10 protein-coding genes and 1 pseudogene are annotated in these 19,361 nt (G+C 33.8%); all 11 read right to left on the bottom strand.

Annotated features, from left to right (window positions below):
• Nucleotides 1-31: 31 nt before the first annotated feature.
• Complete coding sequence (locus BLR17_RS04995) at nucleotides 32-1,252, bottom strand: M24 family metallopeptidase (protein WP_066327093.1); 1,221 nt, start codon at nucleotides 1,250-1,252, stop codon at nucleotides 32-34.
• Between the two features lie 51 nt (nucleotides 1,253-1,303).
• Nucleotides 1,304-2,260: a bifunctional Delta(1)-pyrroline-2-carboxylate/Delta(1)-piperideine-2-carboxylate reductase gene (gene lhpI / locus BLR17_RS04990; protein WP_066327096.1), complete on the bottom strand. Its 957-nt coding sequence runs from the start codon at nucleotides 2,258-2,260 to the stop codon at nucleotides 1,304-1,306.
• Nucleotides 2,261-2,311: 51 nt separating this feature from the next.
• Nucleotides 2,312-4,414: a beta-galactosidase gene (locus BLR17_RS04985; protein WP_066327099.1), complete on the bottom strand. Its 2,103-nt coding sequence runs from the start codon at nucleotides 4,412-4,414 to the stop codon at nucleotides 2,312-2,314.
• Nucleotides 4,415-4,419: 5 nt separating this feature from the next.
• Nucleotides 4,420-7,107 carry a DUF5695 domain-containing protein gene (locus tag BLR17_RS04980; RefSeq protein ID WP_066327101.1) on the bottom strand — a complete coding sequence of 896 codons (2,688 nt, stop codon included), beginning with the start codon at nucleotides 7,105-7,107 and terminating at the stop codon, nucleotides 4,420-4,422.
• Between the two features lie 9 nt (nucleotides 7,108-7,116).
• Nucleotides 7,117-8,769, bottom strand: a complete 1,653-nt coding sequence (locus tag BLR17_RS04975) for a DUF885 family protein (protein ID WP_169817155.1) — start codon at nucleotides 8,767-8,769, stop codon at nucleotides 7,117-7,119.
• A gap of 79 nt (nucleotides 8,770-8,848) precedes the next feature.
• Nucleotides 8,849-11,908: a beta-L-arabinofuranosidase domain-containing protein gene (locus BLR17_RS04970; RefSeq protein WP_066327113.1), complete on the bottom strand. Its 3,060-nt coding sequence runs from the start codon at nucleotides 11,906-11,908 to the stop codon at nucleotides 8,849-8,851.
• A 145-nt stretch (nucleotides 11,909-12,053) separates the two neighbouring features.
• Entirely contained in the window at nucleotides 12,054-14,306 is a 2,253-nt protein-coding gene (locus BLR17_RS04965) for a S9 family peptidase (protein ID WP_066327115.1), read from the bottom strand.
• A gap of 127 nt (nucleotides 14,307-14,433) precedes the next feature.
• Nucleotides 14,434-14,825: pseudogene (locus tag BLR17_RS16645) on the bottom strand (amino acid transporter); the annotation flags it as partial.
• Nucleotides 14,825-16,984, bottom strand: coding sequence for a S9 family peptidase (locus tag BLR17_RS04960; RefSeq protein WP_066327117.1), 2,160 nt, complete (start codon nucleotides 16,982-16,984; stop codon nucleotides 14,825-14,827). The pseudogene BLR17_RS16645 and the gene BLR17_RS04960, both read right to left, overlap by 1 nt.
• 52 nt (nucleotides 16,985-17,036) lie before the next feature.
• Nucleotides 17,037-18,269, bottom strand: coding sequence for an NAD(P)/FAD-dependent oxidoreductase (locus BLR17_RS04955; protein WP_066327120.1), 1,233 nt, complete (start codon nucleotides 18,267-18,269; stop codon nucleotides 17,037-17,039).
• 79 nt (nucleotides 18,270-18,348) lie between these two features.
• Nucleotides 18,349-19,359 (bottom strand): 4-hydroxyproline epimerase, encoded by a 1,011-nt coding sequence (locus BLR17_RS04950; protein ID WP_066327124.1) that lies wholly within the window; start codon nucleotides 19,357-19,359, stop codon nucleotides 18,349-18,351.
• Nucleotides 19,360-19,361: the final 2 nt, after the last annotated feature.

The raw sequence follows: 19,361 nt of genomic DNA, 5'->3' as shown, positions 1-19,361 counted from the left end.
CAACTAACATTAAAATCTCTCTTTCACTCCTTTAATAACCAAAAGGATTTTCAATACTTTCCATAGGTACTGTAAACCATTCCGGACCATTTTTTGTCATATAAAAATGATCTTCGTGTCTGATTCCAAATTTTCCGGGAATACAAATCATTGGTTCATTACTAACAACCATTCCTTCTAAGAGTTGAATCTCACTTCCTCTTACTAAATATGGGTATTCATGAATATCCAAACCTGTTCCATGACCTACACGGTGCGGTAAACCCGGCAAACTATAATCAGAACTCAAACCTGCGTTTGCTAAAATTTTTCGGGCAGCATTATCAACTAATCCGCATGTAACACCTATTTTGGCCGCTTCAAAAACTGCTAATTGTGTTGCTTTTTCCAAATTCCAAATTGTTTCATACTCTTCAGAAGGTGTACCGTATACATAGGATCTTGTTATATCCGAAAGATAACCTTCTAGACGACAACCGGTATCAACAATAACTGCATCATTTTCTTTTAAAGTTTGAGGCACCGCTACTCCATGTGGGTATTGAGTATCATCTGAAAACAAAACAATACAAAAATAAGAACCCGAAGTTATACCTGCTTTTTTATGTGCTTCATTAATAAAATGAACAACTTCATCTACACTGATACCTGGTCGTAAAATTTTAGCAGTTGCTTTTTGAACTACCATTGTAATCTCTTTTGCCTGCTTTATAATAGCTAATTCATTTACTGATTTTTGCATACGACATCCTGCTGTAATTTGCTGAGCGGTTTGAATACTACAGGATGGATTTGCTTTTAAAATCCCATCAACTAAAAAATAAGCAGCAGATTCATCTATAGCTATGTTTACACTGCTTTTATTTTTCTTTGCTAATAACTCATTAACCAGCATATAGGATGACTCGTGTTCTTCCCAACAATAAATATCCGCCGCTACCTGACTGTATTTTTTAAAAGTACCTTCTTCAAATTTTGGAACTATATAAACTAAAGTTCCGTCATCAAACAACAAAGAACCAACCATTCTTTCGGACGGATTCCATTGTGTTCCGGTAAAATAATACAAATTAGTCCCCGCATTTAAATACATCACCTCAACAGAATGCTCTTTCATTAAAAGGACTGCTTTTTGTATTCTTGACTGATATTCATCGATTGTAATTGGTTTTACATTTTGAGTCATATCAACAATTTTTTCTAACTCTACAGCAGCCGTCGATCCCCCCACTCCAATTGTCTTTTTTGTCATTCGCAAAAAATAATTAATGATTTATAATTGTGTAAAAAAGCTGTTTTGTATTCATTTAATAAATAATTGATAAAAATAAGATGCGGCTACTAAATCCTCTAAAGCATGTCCAACCGATTTAAAATAGGTGATTTCATCCTCTGAAGTTCTTACTTTTTTCACATTAGAACACAACTCGAACAAATCAGCCTTGATACTTTCTTTAGCAATAATACCGTTAGCCAATGGAATCAGGATATCACCACTTTCTTTTAGTCCGCCTTGATAAGTATCTAAAAAAACGGATGATTTTAAAATAGCTTCATCATCAGCTTCTCTGGTATCTTTTTTATAAGCACCCACTAAATCCAGATGTTGTCCTTCTTTCAGATATTTCCCAAATACTAAAGGCGTTGGAGACAAAGTTGCCGAGGAAATAATATCCACTTCGGAAATCTTATCCTCTATCTGTTCAATAGCAGTACAAGTAAACGGAAAATCTTTTAGAATATTAACAATTTTCTGTGCTTTCTTTTTATCTCTTCCCCAGATAAAAACTTGTTTAATAGGTCTTACACTAGCATGAGCTTTAATTAAATCAACAGAAAGTGCACCTGTACCAATCATTAACAAAGAACTGGAATCAACTCTGGATAGATAACTACTCGCCAAAGCTGATGTTGCCGCCGTTCTTTTAGCAGTTAGTGATTTTGCGTCCAAAATAGCATTGACATTTCCTTTATGAGCATCCAAATAGATATACATCCCCTGAATAGCTGGCATATCATATTTCCCGTTATTAGGACTCACCGTAACAATTTTAACACCTAAATTTTTTCCCGGATTAAAAGCGGGCATTAACAATAAAGTTGAATCTTTACCCTCTTTAGGATTAGAAAAATCATGATGGTGACGCATAGGCACTACAATATCTGAATTTGAAAATCCATCTCTAAGCACCTCTATCAACTCATTAAAATTGCAATTCTTTTCTATAAAATCATCTGATATTTGATGAATTTTTTTCATGTTTATGTTGAAAATTTATTTCTAAAATCATTTAAATTCCTTATCTGATATTTAGTATTTCCACACCAAAACATCTGCAGTTTTTATATCATTTTTCCCAATAACAACCTTTGCATTAGATGGTAAATCAATATGAAATATTTTATCTGTATAATTTACTGCAATACCAAAACCATCACGATATTCAACCATTACACCTTCCGGATAATTCTCAATAGGAATATTTTGCTGTTTGTACAACTTAGTTAAAACCTGTTTTTCAAGCTCTCCATTTCTAGAATCTAACCCTATATAAGTCACAGAACCTTTACCTAACTTACGCGAAATAACAGCTGGTGTACCCGCATAAAAATCCCCTTGATATGTTGCCCAAACTGATGTCCCTTCATTTGGCTTTAATAAATCTCCCCAACTGGTCCATCCAAATTCCTGTTCATCAAACTTAACTGTTCCTGGAGATTGCGGCATAAGTAAATCATAAGAATCTATTTTAGAACCTATTAAATCCCACATCGGCTCATAAAATTTAGCCTCCCAAAGATGTCCCAAACGATTTTGAATTCCTGAACGACAACTTAACACTAAATTCCCTCCATTTTTTGCATATGAAGTTAGTTTATCAATCATATTTTGATCTATCATTTGGTAAGCAGGTACAAGCAAGAATGGATAATTAGAAAAATTAGTTGTATCACGAACAAAATCAACAGGTGCACCAAATGATTTTGCTGCCTTATAATATTTCATAAAATGCCCTAGCGTACTCCATTCTCTTGTTTGCTTGTTTAGGTCAATTCCCATAACATTATCTGCATTAAACAAAATAGCAGTTTTACGTTTTAGATAAAAATCAGGCAAGGTAGCCTTAGCATCATATTTTGTACGTAGTGCACCCAATTCCTTGATAAACTGAGTAAATTCTTGACCTCCCGGAGTTGGTGTAACTCCATCTGTACCTACAATTCCGTAATGAAATTGTTCATATCCATACAACGGTGCACGATAACGATAAGTACAAGTAAACTTACTACCACCAGCAAAAACATGCCATAACCACAAACGAACAGCACCTGGCAACGGCTGTGGATTTATACTCCCCCAGTTTACCTGACCCGGTTGTAACTCCATACATCCATACATTCCCTTAGTTGGACGGAAAAAATCATTTGACATCCCAACATTGGTATAATCTCCTAATCGATATCCATTTTTACCTACTCCTAAACTTCCGCCATAAACAATATAGCGCGTGTAACAATCAAAATCTAATTCCTTACTCATCCCTACAAAACTTTCATTGTAATTTGATCTGTAATTAGAAGTAATCCACTGATCTTTTGTAATGTTTTTTCGGATGGTAACAGCCTGAGAATCGAGAAAAGTTGCTGTTTCCTCATCTGCAAATCGATAATGATCTAATTGAGCATGTAAATTCATCCCCCATTCTCTATGCAATGGAATATTAATTTGATCAAACGTACTGTAAGTACCGCTCCAAAAACTATTCCCCCAAGCATGATTTAAGGTCTCAATAGTTTTATATTTGGCTTTTAACCAATCGCGGAAACGTTGTTGTGCATCAGCTCCATAATCCAAAAACCGAGCAGGTTCATTATCAACTTGCCAACCAATTATATTTTTATTATTACCGTATTTTTTAGCTAATTGCTCAATCATTTTCAACGAATAATTTCTATAATAATTACTTGAAAATGATGCGTGTTGTCTGGAACCGTGGTCTGTTTTTGCACCATCTTCATAAGTACAAAGTATATCCGGATGCTTACGAGTTAACCATACCGGTGGAGTTGCTGTTGAAGTACACATTACTATTTTCAAATTGTATTTTGCAGCTATTTCTACTGCTTTATCTAACCATTTAAAATCGTAAACGCCTTCCTGTGGCTCTAATTCAGCCCAAGCAAATTCACCAAAATGAGTGAATTCAAAACCCATTTCAGCAATCTTTTTCAAATCACGATCCCATTGACTTGGATCCCAATGTTCAGGATAATAATAAACCCCTACTGTAGTAAGGTCTTTCTTTGGAAAATACTTATCAAATTTTTGAGCATTCAGATTGAAGCTAAAAAAAATACTTAAAATGGCAAAAAAAACATTTTTAAAAAAATGTGATTCCAATATCTGTCTCATTTGAATTATAATTTAATTTGAAACTCTTTAGTTTTTAATGGAATTTTGAAAGCATCTCTAGTTTTCTCATAAGATAATTTCACTTCCTGATCTACTCTTAAATAAGCATAAGGCGTATAAGCATTTTTAGCATCTAAAGTAATTTCAACTTCTTTAGTTTTTGTGTTATAGCGTACCTTTTTAAATGTGCCTGAATCTAAGGTTAGCCACATTTTTTTTGGAGCGATATATACCTTAGATTTTGCTGCAGTTGTAATTGCTACTTCAACAACATCTCCTTTTGTTTTAAGATTTCCTCCAAAAGCCAGCCAGCCTAAGTCTTTTTCATAGGTGATAAAAGTAGCCGTGTTTACTGCATAACCAAAAAACCCGGAACCATAATCTCCCGAGAGATAATCAATGCGAAGAGTCTCAGGATAGGAATGAAAAGCAGCAGGTCCAAAACCATCTTCGGTAATATTTGAAATTCCACCTAATAATCCACCATAACCTACTTTTAACAAATGAAAATCATCTGGCGTTTTTCTAAATTGTTCTAAAACAGGTATTGCATTCAAAGCTGACCCATAATGATGAATTTGACGCTCTACTCTGGATAATTTACCTCCATATAAAAAATCCCAATACCTACGGGCATTACCATTGTAAGCCCAATGCGGCATTACTGGCATATAAGCCAAGATTGCATCTAATGTTACCTTTGCTTTATCATCATATCCAAAATAATCAGACCACATATAAACTTCTTCCTGACCTGTAGAATCCCAAGGCATTTCACTACCAAACGGATAATTTAATGTTCTCCAATGATCAGCTCTACTTTTCATTTTAGCCTCTAAATCATTTGCCATTTCAGTATAACCTTCGGTTTTCAAATCTTTTAATATCAATAAAAAAACCGTGCCTTCCATTTGACCAAATTGCGCATAATAAGGAGCTAGCGTTGTCATAGCAATACTGGTCTCATATGCATTTTTCAAATACCAATCCCAAGAATGATTTGTTACCAAACCTTCATGATAACGTGCCAAACGGTACATTGCCCAATGTGCTGCAGCAACGTGAGGATAATTATAAGATCTTCCCGGATCATCTGATGCTTCTTTGTTCCATGCTGCCCAAGTTCCATAATTAATATCTTTGCTGTAAGTACCTTCAGGCATTAACTTTGGTTCATAGTAAAAAACACTTTTTTTAACACCAAATTTATTTTTCCCGTCTTTATACTGAATAACTCCCCAAAGTGTACTATCTACAAATTGTTCCAGTTTTTTTATTTCATTGACATCAGGTTGAACCAATTGTTTCATAATAGCAGCTAACCAACCACCGGCTCCTCCTTCATCACTAAGTCCTGCTACCCATACACGGCTATCCTGACTTAATTGTTTTTTTGTTTCATAATCATATGAAATCACGGAAGGATTTCTATGAAAAAGATCATCTTTTTGGTCAAACCATTGAGCAGTTGTCAAAAAATGACCAAAATCTGCAATAGCATTCGTTTCTGACTTGATTATTTTATAATTAATTGTTTGTTCCAAACCATCTTCATAAACTACTGTCAATCTGGCTCTACCCCATTTCTTACCATGAACAATATATTCTGCAAAAGTTTTTTTATCCTTTGATTTCTTTTCTATAACTAAAGCTCCTTCAGGTTCCACTTTAAAAATCTTAACCGCCTTATTGTATTTTAGAAAAAGATGTCCGTCTACATCCTGAGGCAAAACGTAACCTGGAACTCCTAATGCGACTGGACGTTCATTTTTAACCAAAGCTGTTTGAATATTTTTGATTTCGTCAACCAATACCAACTTTAATGAAAAATTTTGAGATACTCCTGATTTTAGCATCAAAGAAGTAGGTGTATTCCATTGTTCCGCTGCTTTCCATTCGTTTTCTGCATAAGCCTTACTTAACGGCATCCATTCATGAAAACCTTCAAAAACAATACTTCTTGGCGTAGGATCATCTAATAAAGGACGGTAGGCTTCAAAAGGCATATTCTCTTCAGGAAGCACTAATAATGCCGGACCATGACCACTTAATCTTTTCACTTCAAGGTAACCGGCGTCTTTACCAATATAAGGGTCATAAAACACATTTTGAACATGTGTATCATCTAAAGTTTTCCCTTCTAAAATGTTATTGAAAATCATTGGAATACCCAAAGCTCCTATTTCTAAATCAGCATTGGTTTTATTAGTAATCTCAAAACGTAAAATTAAATTTCCGTCTTTCTCTTCATAAAAACGCTTTATCGTTACCGGAATATTTGCAGGTAATGTATTCGAAAGATCGGCTGCAGCTATAATATTTCCTGAAACCTCTAATGGGATAATTGCAGTACGTTTAGCAGCTGTTGAATAGCTTTTCCAATCGCCATTTACTTCTTTAATTCTTAAATTAATATCTCCTAAATGATATAAACCATCTTTATCTCTAATGTCTAATCGATCCCCTGGTGTAAAATCAAAACTCTTATCTGAAAGCGGGGATAGTCCCGCAACAGTTTGAGAAGACTGAAGCAATTTAAGTGCAAAAGATTTAGTAGTCAAATTAATAAGTCCTTTATCTACTTCAAGCGTTGCTTTTTTTGCCTTAATTCTATCCCAATATTCTTGCGCCTGCAAATTATTTGATACGATGTAACAACATATAAACAAGACTAATAAACGTGTTTTTTTCATTTTTGTCCTTTATTTAAAATCGGTTGAGAATTTCCATGTTGATCTATAATCCTCATTAACTTCTAAATTTTCAAGCAAAATTCTTAGCATTTCTACAGGCATCATATTCTCTTTTAAAACACGATCGTGAAACTGCTTTTCAGTCCAACCTTTAGCTATTAATTCCTTTTTCAATGCATAAAATTGTAAACCACCCGTCATATACGCCATTTGATACAAAGGAGCATCTCCGCTTGCAAAAGAACGTCTTACCTCAGCCTCAGCATTAGCATATTCATGACCCACTTCATTAACCAATAAATCAATACATTGCTGTGGAGTCATTTCACCTAAGTGGTATTTTAGTGAAAATATAATTCGGGCACAGCGATGAATTCTCCAAAATAACATCCCTAATTTTTGTTCCGGTGTTTGCGGAAATTGTTTGTTCCAAAGTTCAATTTCCCAATATAAAGCCCAACCTTCCATCCAAAAAGGCGTATCAAAAAGTTCTCGGTAAGGCTTATTACGACTATTCATAAAAAACTGCAAGTTATGCCCCGGCAACAATTCATGCTGTACAGTTGCGCGCGAAAAATTAGGATTATTTCCTCGCATGCTCATCAGTTTATCAGACTGATCCATATCTTCTGTTGGATAGGAAATACTAATTTCCCAGCCACCTGTAAAAAACGGATTAATTTTTTGACGTTCCGGTGTCATCATAATCATTTGCCAAGTCTCTTTAGTTAAATCTGGCAAAGTAATTAAATCTCTTTCTTCAATAAATTTCACTGATTGATTGTACAAATCAGTTATGGCTTGAGGTTGTTCCCCAGCCGGAACATAGGTTTGTTTTACATGTTCTAATGCAGCTTTCCAGTCTTTTCCGTAACCTAATTCAGTCGAAGCCTTAATCATTTCCTGTTTGCACCATTCAAATTGCTTTTGAGCAGCAACAATCATTTCTTCTGGAGTGTAAGGAATATATTCAAAAGCAAAACTTTTCAAAACAGCTTCCCTTCCTAATGGTTTTCCAATAATTCCACTCCCATCATCTTTGATACTTGTTTTGAAATAATTAATACTTAAGAAACTACTATATTCTTTCAATTTTGCTGACAAACTTTGATATGGTTTTTCCATCCACCAGGTAAACTCAGGATCGTAACTATAATAAAACCCATAAGCTTCTTTTAATGATCTTGCAAATGAGTTCACTGCCTTCGAGGCTTTCTCTGCCTCAAACCAATCTTTAAAAGGTTTATTTTTAAGTAATTCTATTTTTTTATTGATATTAGCTTCAGCAATACCAAATTGCTTTGCCAAATCAGCAGATACAGGCTTCTTTCCTCTTCTTCTTTCTTTTATAAAAACATTAATATCTGTTGTAAAATCAATTACCGAAGCAATTTCTTTAAATGATTTGTATTCTATTTGTAAAAAGTAATCGTCTTTATTGATAACATTTTTCAACAATAAATAATCTACTTTTCCTTGTTGAGAAAGACTCTTAAAATCAATTTCTTTTATTGTTTTTTTCCAATCCTCATATAACTTTGAAAAACGTACATAATATTCCTCTGATTCTTTATTCTTATAAAAATTTTGCAAAGCCATTTTATCAGATTTATAAGTATTGACCACATCAATAAGTTCACTAGCGAAAGTGGGAGTTAGCATAAATAAAAATATAATAAAGGTTAGAATTGGTTTCTTCACACAACTGATTTTAAGCTATTATTCAACTTTAATCTAAGTATTATTTTAGAGTTACATCCAGATACACTGAATGACGATTGTAAGTATTATAAAACGGTTTAAAAACTACTCCGTCAATAACAAACTCTAATTTTTCAGGATTTCCCTGAATTGATTTACTAATATCTTTAGGATCAAAAGTTACTTTTCGCCAATCTTTTCTCGGTTCTGTTTCTTGAGCAGCAAGTAAAACAGGGCCATAAAATAAACTGGCAATATTTTGCTGATCCATGATAGGTTCTAGATGAAATTCAAATGGCATACGTAATTCAATTGTATCACCATTATTCCATTTACGACTTAGAGTAATATAACTACCCGGCTGAGCTTTTACAGTTTCTTCTTTTCCATTTATTTTTACAAAAAAACCTTTTGTTGCCCAGTGTGGTACACGTACATTAATATCAAATTTACCTTTACCCTTAATGGTTAATAATGTTTTATCGGCATTTGGAAAGGAAGTTGTTTGCTCCACAATTACCTTTTTTTCAGTCCATTTCAACGTTGAAGGCATAAATAAATTCACATACAATGCATTATTATCCTTACTTTTAAAATAGATTGAATTTTGCAATTTTGTACTGCTTTCTAAGGCTGTACCATTACAACAGGTAAAACCTGACATGTCACCATTACTGAAATGTTTTGTTGCACCGGCTCTCAAGGACACATGATATGTATTTGCCGGACTGTCTTCAGCTACAGACGCAAGAATATGATTGTACAAACCACGTTCATAATAGTCCATTAATTCAGCACGTTGATCGTATAAAAACAAATCTCCAGTTAGTTTCAACATATTATAAGTGGCACAAGTTTCATTTTGTCCCCCTGCTGATAAACCATTTTCATAAATAGTAGATGGTTGCGCAATAAAACATTCCGCATTAGCAGGATTACGTGCTCCTGCTACACCACCTATACTATATTCGTATTCATTGGTAACTTTGTACCAAAAATTATCGGCAACATGATAATAAGCAGGATCATTCGCATTACGGTACATTTCAAGTGCACCTACAATTTGCGGAATATGCTGATTAGCATGCAACCCCCTGAAAGTATCAACATTTTTAGCTAAACCATGAGAATGCTGTACATCTCCATAAAACAATTTAATATTATCAAATAATTGAGCTACCTCAAGGTATTTTTTATCATTAGTTATTCTATACAACCTTGCCATTACCTCATTCATTCCCCCAAATTCACCGGCTATATACCTATTCCACATACTCACTAATGTCTCAGTAGGCAATTTGCTTAAACGGGCATTAACCCAGGTTCCCATTCCTTTGGCTATTTCTAGTGCTTTCTTGTTACCACTTACTTCATAAACATCAATCAAACCAGTCAAAATCTTATGTAAGGTATAATAAGGTGCCCAAATTTGCGTTTTTTGACCTCCATAATTGGCTCCTTTTTCCAGCATGATAAATTGATCCGGCGGATAAGCACTGATGAAGCCTTCTCCCCAATTCCAATAATCCGTGCGAATACCTTCATCACTTAAATCCGAATCATAAGTTGTTTTTCCTTGAGCCGGAGGTACTGCAGTTGGATCTGACACATAAGATTCTCCAGTTGTTTTTGGATGACCAGACATTTGGGCTAATTGATACAAGGTATTCACCATGTATTCCATTTTATTAGCAAAATTTGCCTGCAATTTTTTATCATAAGCTGTACTTGCATAAGCCTGCGCAATCGCCGTAAGATAATGCCCTGTAGCATGTCCTCTTAATTTTGTTTCCTGACTGTCCCATACTCCAAGAGGATTAGCTCCTTTAGGTTGTTCCTGACCAAAAGCATTGCGAAACATAAAGAGAAAATCATCTGGATTAGTTTTAACAAGTGTGTTTATGAATTTATCTCTGTTTTCAATAAACTTCGTATTATGACCATGAAGATCTGTATCCAAAGAAACTTGATCTAAATTGAAAACCTCTAACTTCTTGTTTGGCGGTGTAATCTCTTTACTATTTACTACAGTTATAATTGCTTTCGGTTTTAGATCAGAACCTGCAATAGTTCCTGTCACAGTATAATTTCCAGCTTTTAACACATCGCTATTATCTTTTGGTGAAGGCCAAATCACACGTACATCAGGACCGGGAACTCCATCTTTATAAACAGCCTTTACGTAACTTGGAATTCGTGGAAGGTTACCTAATTCTGTTTGCACCTCGACATCAGATACGCTAACTAAATATTCATTATAAAGCTGAGGATTTGTTTTAGAAAAAACCTGAAGTACATCTACAACTCCTTTTTCTTCATTTACATCTGAGTTACCTTTTCCCGAAGCATTTTTATAAATCATGCTAATTTGCTTTTCGCTCAAAGGAGTACGGTAGATTCTAAAATCATGCAATTTAGCGTTGAGATAACTATTTTCATCTACCAAAGATTTACCAATGTATAGCTTGTTTTTATTCGTAGAATTTTTGCCAAACAATTGCTTCAATTCCAAATCCATATTTTTAGTTACACTAGCAAGTACACCATTAACATAAGTGCTCATTGTTTTATCTGAAATTGCAATAACGACTACCACATGATTCCACTTATCAACTTCGAGCACGGCTGATTTTGAGCTATAATTATTTCCTGATTCAGTAGTAATTACTGTTTGCTGATTATTTTGTTCTTTAGTACCCATTGGTGCAACAAAAAAACGAGATTTCGCGGTTTTCCCGAAGTCAAAAAATAGTTGCCCAGGTTGTCCAGAACGCAAATAAATCCATCCCGATATACTGATAGATTCCTCTCCTATCAAGGCTTCTCCTGGCAGAGTTACATAAGCTTTCCCATTTGAAGACAAAGACAAAACCTTACCGAACAGCATATCATTTTCAAATTTTGCTCCAGTTCCTTGGATCTTTCCATGCCAGTTATTTCTAGACCAATCTTTAGTATCTCCATCAAAAACATAGCGAGCAATCAAATCTGTTTCGCCAATTCCGTCTAAAATTTGATCCCCACTTTGCGCAAACAAAGTAGTAGTCCCAAATGTCCAGAAACTTAGTATACCAAAAATAAATGACTTGTAACTTTTCATATTTGGATAATATTTTCTAAAAAAGAAATTTATTACTATTCGTAGTTGCATTTAAAACTCATCATTCATAATTAATAATTTACTCCTTCTCCCTGTTTGTTATAACATTCTAGCATTAGACTTTTGAAGAGCTTTTTAAAAGATTTTATTTATAAATTTTATCCCATGTTGGTGGTGTAACACCCAGTAAATGTTGTACAAAATAATCTCTACGCTTGCGTTCGCCATAATCTCCTCCTGCAGAGTGTCCCATACCGGGAATAGTTACCAATTCAAAATTCTTATTGGCTTTTATCAAAGCATTTGCAAACTGCATTGTTGATGCCGGATCTACATTATCATCTAATTCTCCTAATATCAACATTAAATTTCCTCCCATTTGTGCTGCATTAGCAGTATTAGAACAAGCTTCATATTCTGAACCAATAGGATATCCCATCCATTGTTCATTCCACCACATTTTATCCATTCTATTATCATGACAACCACAAGAAGAAACAGCAACATCATAAAAATCAGAATTAAAAACTAAGGCTGCTCCAGCATTTTGACCACCTGCAGAAGTTCCATGAATCCCTACTTTATCAATATTCATATAAGGATATTTTGCAGCAGCAGCTTGCATCCACAATTTTCTATCCGGAAATCCCGCATCTTTTAAATTTTTCCAACATACATCATGAAATGCTTTGGAACGATTTGAAGTCCCCATTCCATCAATTTGTACAACAATAAAACCTAATTCAGCCAAGGATGTCATTGACCAATAATATGGTTGAAAATTTTTAGGGACAAAAGAATCCTGAGGTCCCGCATAAATATATTCGATTATTGGATAAGAACGACTAGGATCAAAAGTGGTAGGCCGTACAATAATCCCCCAAATATCTGTTTTCCCATCTCGACCTTTAGCACTAAAAACCTCTGGAGCTTTCCAACCCGTATTCAACAAATCAGATATATCTGCTTGTTGCAATTTCATTTCTAATTTTGGGTTAGCAATACTTTTTAACAAAGTAACCGGAGCTTTATCTACACTTGAATATTGATCTACATAAAATTGGTAATCCGGAGAAAAACTTACTTTATGGTTTCCATTCTCAGTCGTCAAACGTTTAAAATTTTTACCATCAAAATCGATTCTGCAATAATGCAACAAATAAGGATCCTGATTTTTATCTAATCCACTGGCAGTAAAATAAATTTGTTTGTTTTCTTCATCTACTTTAATTACTTCTCTTATAGGCCAACTTCCTTTGGTAATTTGATTTTTTACCTTTCCGTCATTTGCATCAATTAAATACAAATGATTCCATCCATCTCGTTCAGATGCCCAGATAATCTGATTCGTTTTCTTTAAATTATAACGATATTTTTTTCCACTATAATTAACAAAAGTCGCACTGGTTTCATCAATTATAATTTTAACTTTGGCATCAGTTGCATTTACTTCCAAAACCCTATAGACCTGATGCCCACGTTGATTAAATTCGAAAGTAAAACCTGAACTATCATCTTTCCAATCAAAATCAGAAATACTATATTGCTCCTGAAACAAATCGGTTGCAATGCTCAATTGTTTTTTAGAAATAATATCAAATAATTGTGGACTTTTAAATGGCAATTGATCGCCCGGTTTTAAATAATCTCTATTTTGTAACTTCGGTTGAAATTGATCCTTAGGACTAGATTCAACAAAATAAATTTTATGTTCTTCACCTGGTCTTACTTTATAGGCCATAATTTTTTTACTATTCGGTGCCCATTCTATAAAAGACGAATAATAAAAACCTTTGGAACCATCATAACTTAATTGAGTTTCTTCGGCTGTTTTTATATTTTTAATGTATAAATTATAGTTTTTTACAAATGCAGTATAACTCAAATCAGGTGATTTAACTTCCTTTTTACTTTGTTCATCAAAAACATCTCCCCAATAACCATTTCTTCTTTGAGTTTTCTTATGACCTTCTTTGATTTTAGTTAATTCATAATTATTCAAATCACAAGAAATTTTTAAAGAATCTGTCGTAAAAACAAGATTTAAAAAATCTTTACTAAATTCTAAATTTTCAATTGGCAGTTGTTTAGAAACTATTTCCTTATCTAAGATTTTAGAAAGTGACGTGGCCAAACGTTCATGATTAAACGCGGCAGTCTGATTTTGTGCTTTAACATCAACCCTAAAAAATTCTTTACCTCCTTTAGCATTATTGACGTACCAAAAATTATTATTGTTTATCCAATTAAATTCTTTTGGAGTATTAAAAACTTTATTCCTAAACAATGAATCTACAGCGTTCGCTTTTTGATAGTCTTTTAAAGTTCCTTGAGCCTGACTCAATAAACAAATAAAAAACGTAATAAGTATTACTATTTTTTTGCTAACTAATTCCATATTTTAAAATTTTAATAAAAATATCGAAATTAGAATAAGACCTATTGGACAATATTAGCTTATAACAAGATTATATTACCCATAAAAACAAAATCCAGTAAAAACCAAGATAATTTTAACAAGACAATCATTTGTTTTTCATCAAATAATAGACAGGAATTCCAAATAGCATTATAAGAAAACCCCAGCCACAAGTTGAAAATTTAGCAAACAATAAAAAACAGAAAGTGCTGATGCTACTAAAACATAAATGACTGGTAAAATAGGATAAGCAAATGCCTTATATGGTCTTTCTAATTCAGGTTTTTTTTTCAGAGAATAAATATTCCGCAAATTATCAGGATATAAAAAATGAGAACAATGATTATAACAAAATCAAGCAGGTCACCATATTTACCTATAAAACAAAACTAACGCCCGAATACATTGTAAACAGAGAACCCATTCCGGTACACTTTCATGATTTAAAACAGCCGCTTTTTTAAAAAACAAACCATCTTTAACCATCGTATAGTAAACTATTTAGCTCCCGGAGGACAATATTCAAAAATAAATTTCATAAAAGTGTCCGTAAGATGTTTTCTTGTTCCACTGCCTTCATTAATACTATGGGAACGATTAGGATAAATCATTAAATCAAAGACTTTATCCTGTTTAATCAATTCATTAATTAATACTTCTGCATTTTTATAATGAACATTATCATCACCTGTTCCATGAATATATAATAAATTCCCTTTTAGTTTTTTAGCATGAGTAACAGGTGAAGCTTTTATGTAAGCCTCTTCATTCTCAGAAGGCAATCCCATATAACGTTCTGTATAAATATTATCATAAAAATGCTGATCAGTTACAGCTGCTATTGCAATACCCGTTTTGTAAATTTCAGGATACTGAAACAATAAATTTAAGGTTACAGCACCTCCACCACTCCAACCGTGAACAGCTACACGAGTGGTATCTATAAAATGCCATTTCAAAATCTCTTTGGCAGCCATAGCTTGGTCACGAGTATTAATAATGCCTATATTTTTATATATAGATTTACGCCATTCTGCCCCTTTCATGATTGGAGTCCCTCGGTTGTCGAGAGCAATTCCAATGTAACCCTGAGGAATTAAATTAGAAATAAATCCATTAAAATAGGGCACATCATTAGCTACAGATGCAGCTGGTTCCCCATATACATAAAAAAACAAAGGATATTTTTTAGTTGCATCAAAATTAAGGGGTTTAGCCATAATTCCATCTAATTCAACTCCATCAGCAGTTGTAACTTTAAACTTTTCAAGACTAAAATTTCTTTTTGGTGTCACAAAAAAATCTATTTCTTTTGGAAAAATCTTTTTATGTCCTTCTAATGAAAGTAAGCGTGAATTAGAGTTTCTGTTAATATTTGAATTAAAATGTACTGCATACAAAGCATCTGATGAAAAGCTATAAGTATTTGTACCGTCAAAAACTTGTGGAGTTAGCCGTTTTGTTTTCTTAGTATTCAAATTGGTTTCATACAGATATCTTTGTGTAGCATCTGTTGGACTTGATAAGTGATAGATACTTTTGATATTTTTATTATAAGCTAAAAAATAGGTGTCAAAATTTACTTTGGTAACTAATTCTTTCTTTTTCCCATCAATACTTATTTTATAAATGTGCATCCAGCCATCAGTTTCAGAACTCCACAAAAATGACTTTCCACTATCAACAAACACACAAGGAAAACCATCGTATTTTCCAGCTGAACTATCAAAAACATCAATCCAGGTATTTGAACTTTCCTGATAAATTTTATTAGCTAACCCTGAATTTGAGTTGCATCTGTAAAGCGCAACCTGATTTTGCTTTCTATTCAGTTGCACCACCATCAATTCTGTTGAATCCAACCATTGCATCCTTGGAAGATAATTATTATCAGCCTCTCCCGGTATTTTCAACCAATTCACTTTTTTGTCAGCCAAGGTGATTACTCCCAACTTTACCGCAGAGGGTTTCTCTCCTGCTTTAGGATATTCAACAGGTACTGTAAATGGATAAAGAGCATCTGTATTATTAATCATCAAATGGAATTTAGTCTCAGTAGCGTCTACTCTCCAAAAAGCTATTTGTGTTCCATCCGGACTCCATCTAAAACCATCCCTTGCCATGAGTTCTTCTTCATAAACCCAGTCAAATGTTCCATTTATAATTTTGTCATTACCATCAAATGTCAATTGAGTAATCACTCCTGAAGTCACATCTTCTGTATAAATATTATGTTTTGAAACATAGGCTATACTATTTCCATCACTGGAAAATTTAGCAAACATGAGTGAAGCCTTATCTAAACCCTGACCAATTTGTCTTCCTTTTTTTGTTTTTAAATCAACAAACCAATAATCTCCTTTTGTATTGGCCCTCCAGACTCTTTGAGAATGAGTATAAATTAAAATTTTATCTTGCTTTGTATTCCAAACAATACTTTCAATTCTGCCTTCAAAACCAATTACCTTGAGTTGTTCTTTAGTCAAAAAAACTGTTTTTTTATCAAGTTCATCTGCATTATAAATTACCAAATCTCCACCATAATTTACCCAAAATTTATGAGATTCCGGCAACCAATTTAATCGATTCAAATCAAGTGAAACCTGTCCAAAAACAATATTTACAAAAAAGAAAGCAACCAAGACAAATCTATTCATATATCAGGTTTTATATTAATTAAACACATTATTAAGAAAAATAAATTGATCACTATTGAAACATAGTGGTATCTACGGAAGTTGGCTTTCCAGCGATTAATTCTGCTACAATTTTACCCGTTGCAGGAGCCAGACTTAATCCCATCATAGCATGTCCTGTTGCTAAAATTAAATTTGATGTTCTGGAATCTTTCTTAATTACAGGCATTCCTGAAGGAGTACATGGTCTAAAACCAAACCAGGTATCCTCTTTTTTTGGCATTGTTATGTTTAAATCCGGATAAAAATTATTGATAGTATTAACAATCCCTTTAAGCCTGTTTTGATTAATTTTAGTATCCTTTGTACTTGTAATTTCCATCGTTCCTCCAAAACGAATATCAGTATTCATTGGTGTTACTGCTACTTTTCCTTCACAAAGAATTGAAGGAATACTTGGTTTGTGAATTTGATCTTTCAGTGTAAAACTATAGCCTTTGCCTGGTAAAAGGGATATAGAAATTTTTAATTTCTTAGCTAATTCTGGACTCCAGGAACCTGTAGCTAAAACTACCTCATCTGTTGTAAAAACTCCTTTATCAGTGCTGATTCCTGCTATAGTATTTCCTCTAAAAATAAAATCATTTACATAGGTATTACTGTATATTTTCACATCAAAACGTTCCAATTCAGCCTTAATGAATTGCATGAATCTTTGAGGATATAAATGCGCATCACTTTTATAATGAACTCCTCCTATCACATTAGTTTTTGTACCTGTTTCTAATTTAGCAACCTGTTCTTTAGAAAGAAAATCAACTTCTAAGCCTAATCCTTCTGCTAATTTCCCTTCATGATAAATTTCTTCTGCAGTCTTATCGGTTTTATAAAGCATTAAAAGTCCTTTTTCTTCATAGAAAAAAGAAGCACTTTCGTTAGCCAAATCCTGATATAATTCTTTACTTAAAAGTGACAAATCACAAAGAGCTGGCATCGATTTTTCAACATGTTGTGGAGTCGCACTTTTATAAAATTGCCATCCCCATTTTAATAAATCTACGTTCAATCTTGGCTGAACATAAAAGGGACTTTGACTGTCAAACATCCATTTTATTCCTTGTGCCATCATTCCGGGTTGCGCCAACGGGATAATATGAGAAGGAACAATCATCCCCGCATTTCCATAAGAACAACCATCTGTCATATCCGACTTATCAAAAACAACTACTTCATGACCTTCTTTAGCCAAATAATAAGCTGAACACAAACCTATTATACCACCACCTATAATACTTACTTTTTTCATTATGCTATAAATTTAAAAATCATTGGCACGAAGCATTTACAACACACCAATGATTTTTTTTAATAATCATTAACCAAAATTAAATCACTTGAAAACCAAACGCATAAGGATCATCTTCATCATCAATAATGATGTTATTGTATCCATACACTTTTGCCCATCCCTGAATACTTGGAACAATAGCCTTAATATCTCCAATAGAAGTTTCCTCTTCTACCCGTCCAATAAATTTACTTCCAATATAACTTTCGTGTATAAAATCTTCTCCTTTTTTCAATTTTCCTTTGGCGTGAAGCTGCGCTATTCTTGCAGAAGTTCCCGTTCCGCAAGGAGATCTGTCAATAGCTTTATCTCCATAAAAGACCGCATTTCTGCCAGAAGAAGTTGGATCGATAGGATCACCTGTCCAAAGCATATGCGTCACATCCCTAATGGTATCATTTTCGGGATGAATAAACATATTTGGGTATTTTTCATTAATTCTTTTTCGAACTTCCTGACTGTATTGCACAATTTTAGAAGCAGTAAAATCCTGAACTCCTGAAAAATATTGCTGTGGATCTATAATAGCATAATAATTCCCTCCATAGGCGACATCAAAAACAATTTCCCCTAATTCCGGACAATCTACAGTAAGTCCTTCGGCTGCTAAATACGATTTCACGTTTGTTAAACGAACCCAATCTACTTTTTTTCCCGTTTGTTGGTATTCAATTTGGACCAAACCTGCCGGAGCTTCCATTTTTATTTTTCCTGGTACTTTAGGAATAACCAGCCCTTCTTCGATGGCAATTGTAATAGTTCCTATCGTTCCATGTCCGCACATAGGCAAACAACCCGAAGTTTCTATAAATAAAATTCCAAAATCATTTTCCGGATTGCTCGGCGGATAGAGAATACTTCCACTCATCATATCGTGACCTCGCGGTTCAAACATGAGTCCTTTTCGAATCCAATCGTATTCTTTTAGAAAGTGTTGTCGTTTTTCACTCATATTGACGCCAATCAAATTGGGGCCTCCACCGGCTACTAGTCGTACAGGGTTTCCACAAGTATGAGCATCTACACAAAAAAATGTTTTCCTTGGCATAT

Origin of the sequence: Flavobacterium glycines, from assembly GCF_900100165.1 — a bacterium.
Taxonomy (GTDB): Bacteria; Bacteroidota; Bacteroidia; order Flavobacteriales; family Flavobacteriaceae; genus Flavobacterium; species Flavobacterium glycines.
The sequence above is the reverse complement of the archived record's forward strand: the minus strand, read 5'-3'. Positions and strand labels throughout refer to the sequence as shown.

What these genes read in the sequence shown, in the direction of transcription:
- BLR17_RS04985 (WP_066327099.1), bottom strand. Translation starts at nt 4,414, where the DNA reads ATGAGACAGATATTGGAATCACATTTTTTTAAAAATGTTTTTTTTGCC.
- BLR17_RS04980 (WP_066327101.1), bottom strand. Translation starts at nt 7,107, where the DNA reads ATGAAAAAAACACGTTTATTAGTCTTGTTTATATGTTGTTACATCGTA.
- lhpI (WP_066327096.1), bottom strand. Translation starts at nt 2,260, where the DNA reads ATGAAAAAAATTCATCAAATATCAGATGATTTTATAGAAAAGAATTGC.
- BLR17_RS04960 (WP_066327117.1), bottom strand. Translation starts at nt 16,984, where the DNA reads ATGAATAGATTTGTCTTGGTTGCTTTCTTTTTTGTAAATATTGTTTTT.
- BLR17_RS04955 (WP_066327120.1), bottom strand. Translation starts at nt 18,269, where the DNA reads ATGAAAAAAGTAAGTATTATAGGTGGTGGTATAATAGGTTTGTGTTCA.
- BLR17_RS04965 (WP_066327115.1), bottom strand. Translation starts at nt 14,306, where the DNA reads ATGGAATTAGTTAGCAAAAAAATAGTAATACTTATTACGTTTTTTATT.
- BLR17_RS04995 (WP_066327093.1), bottom strand. Translation starts at nt 1,252, where the DNA reads ATGACAAAAAAGACAATTGGAGTGGGGGGATCGACGGCTGCTGTAGAG.
- BLR17_RS04950 (WP_066327124.1), bottom strand. Translation starts at nt 19,359, where the DNA reads ATGCCAAGGAAAACATTTTTTTGTGTAGATGCTCATACTTGTGGAAAC.
- BLR17_RS04970 (WP_066327113.1), bottom strand. Translation starts at nt 11,908, where the DNA reads ATGAAAAGTTACAAGTCATTTATTTTTGGTATACTAAGTTTCTGGACA.
- BLR17_RS04975 (WP_169817155.1), bottom strand. Translation starts at nt 8,769, where the DNA reads ATGCTAACTCCCACTTTCGCTAGTGAACTTATTGATGTGGTCAATACT.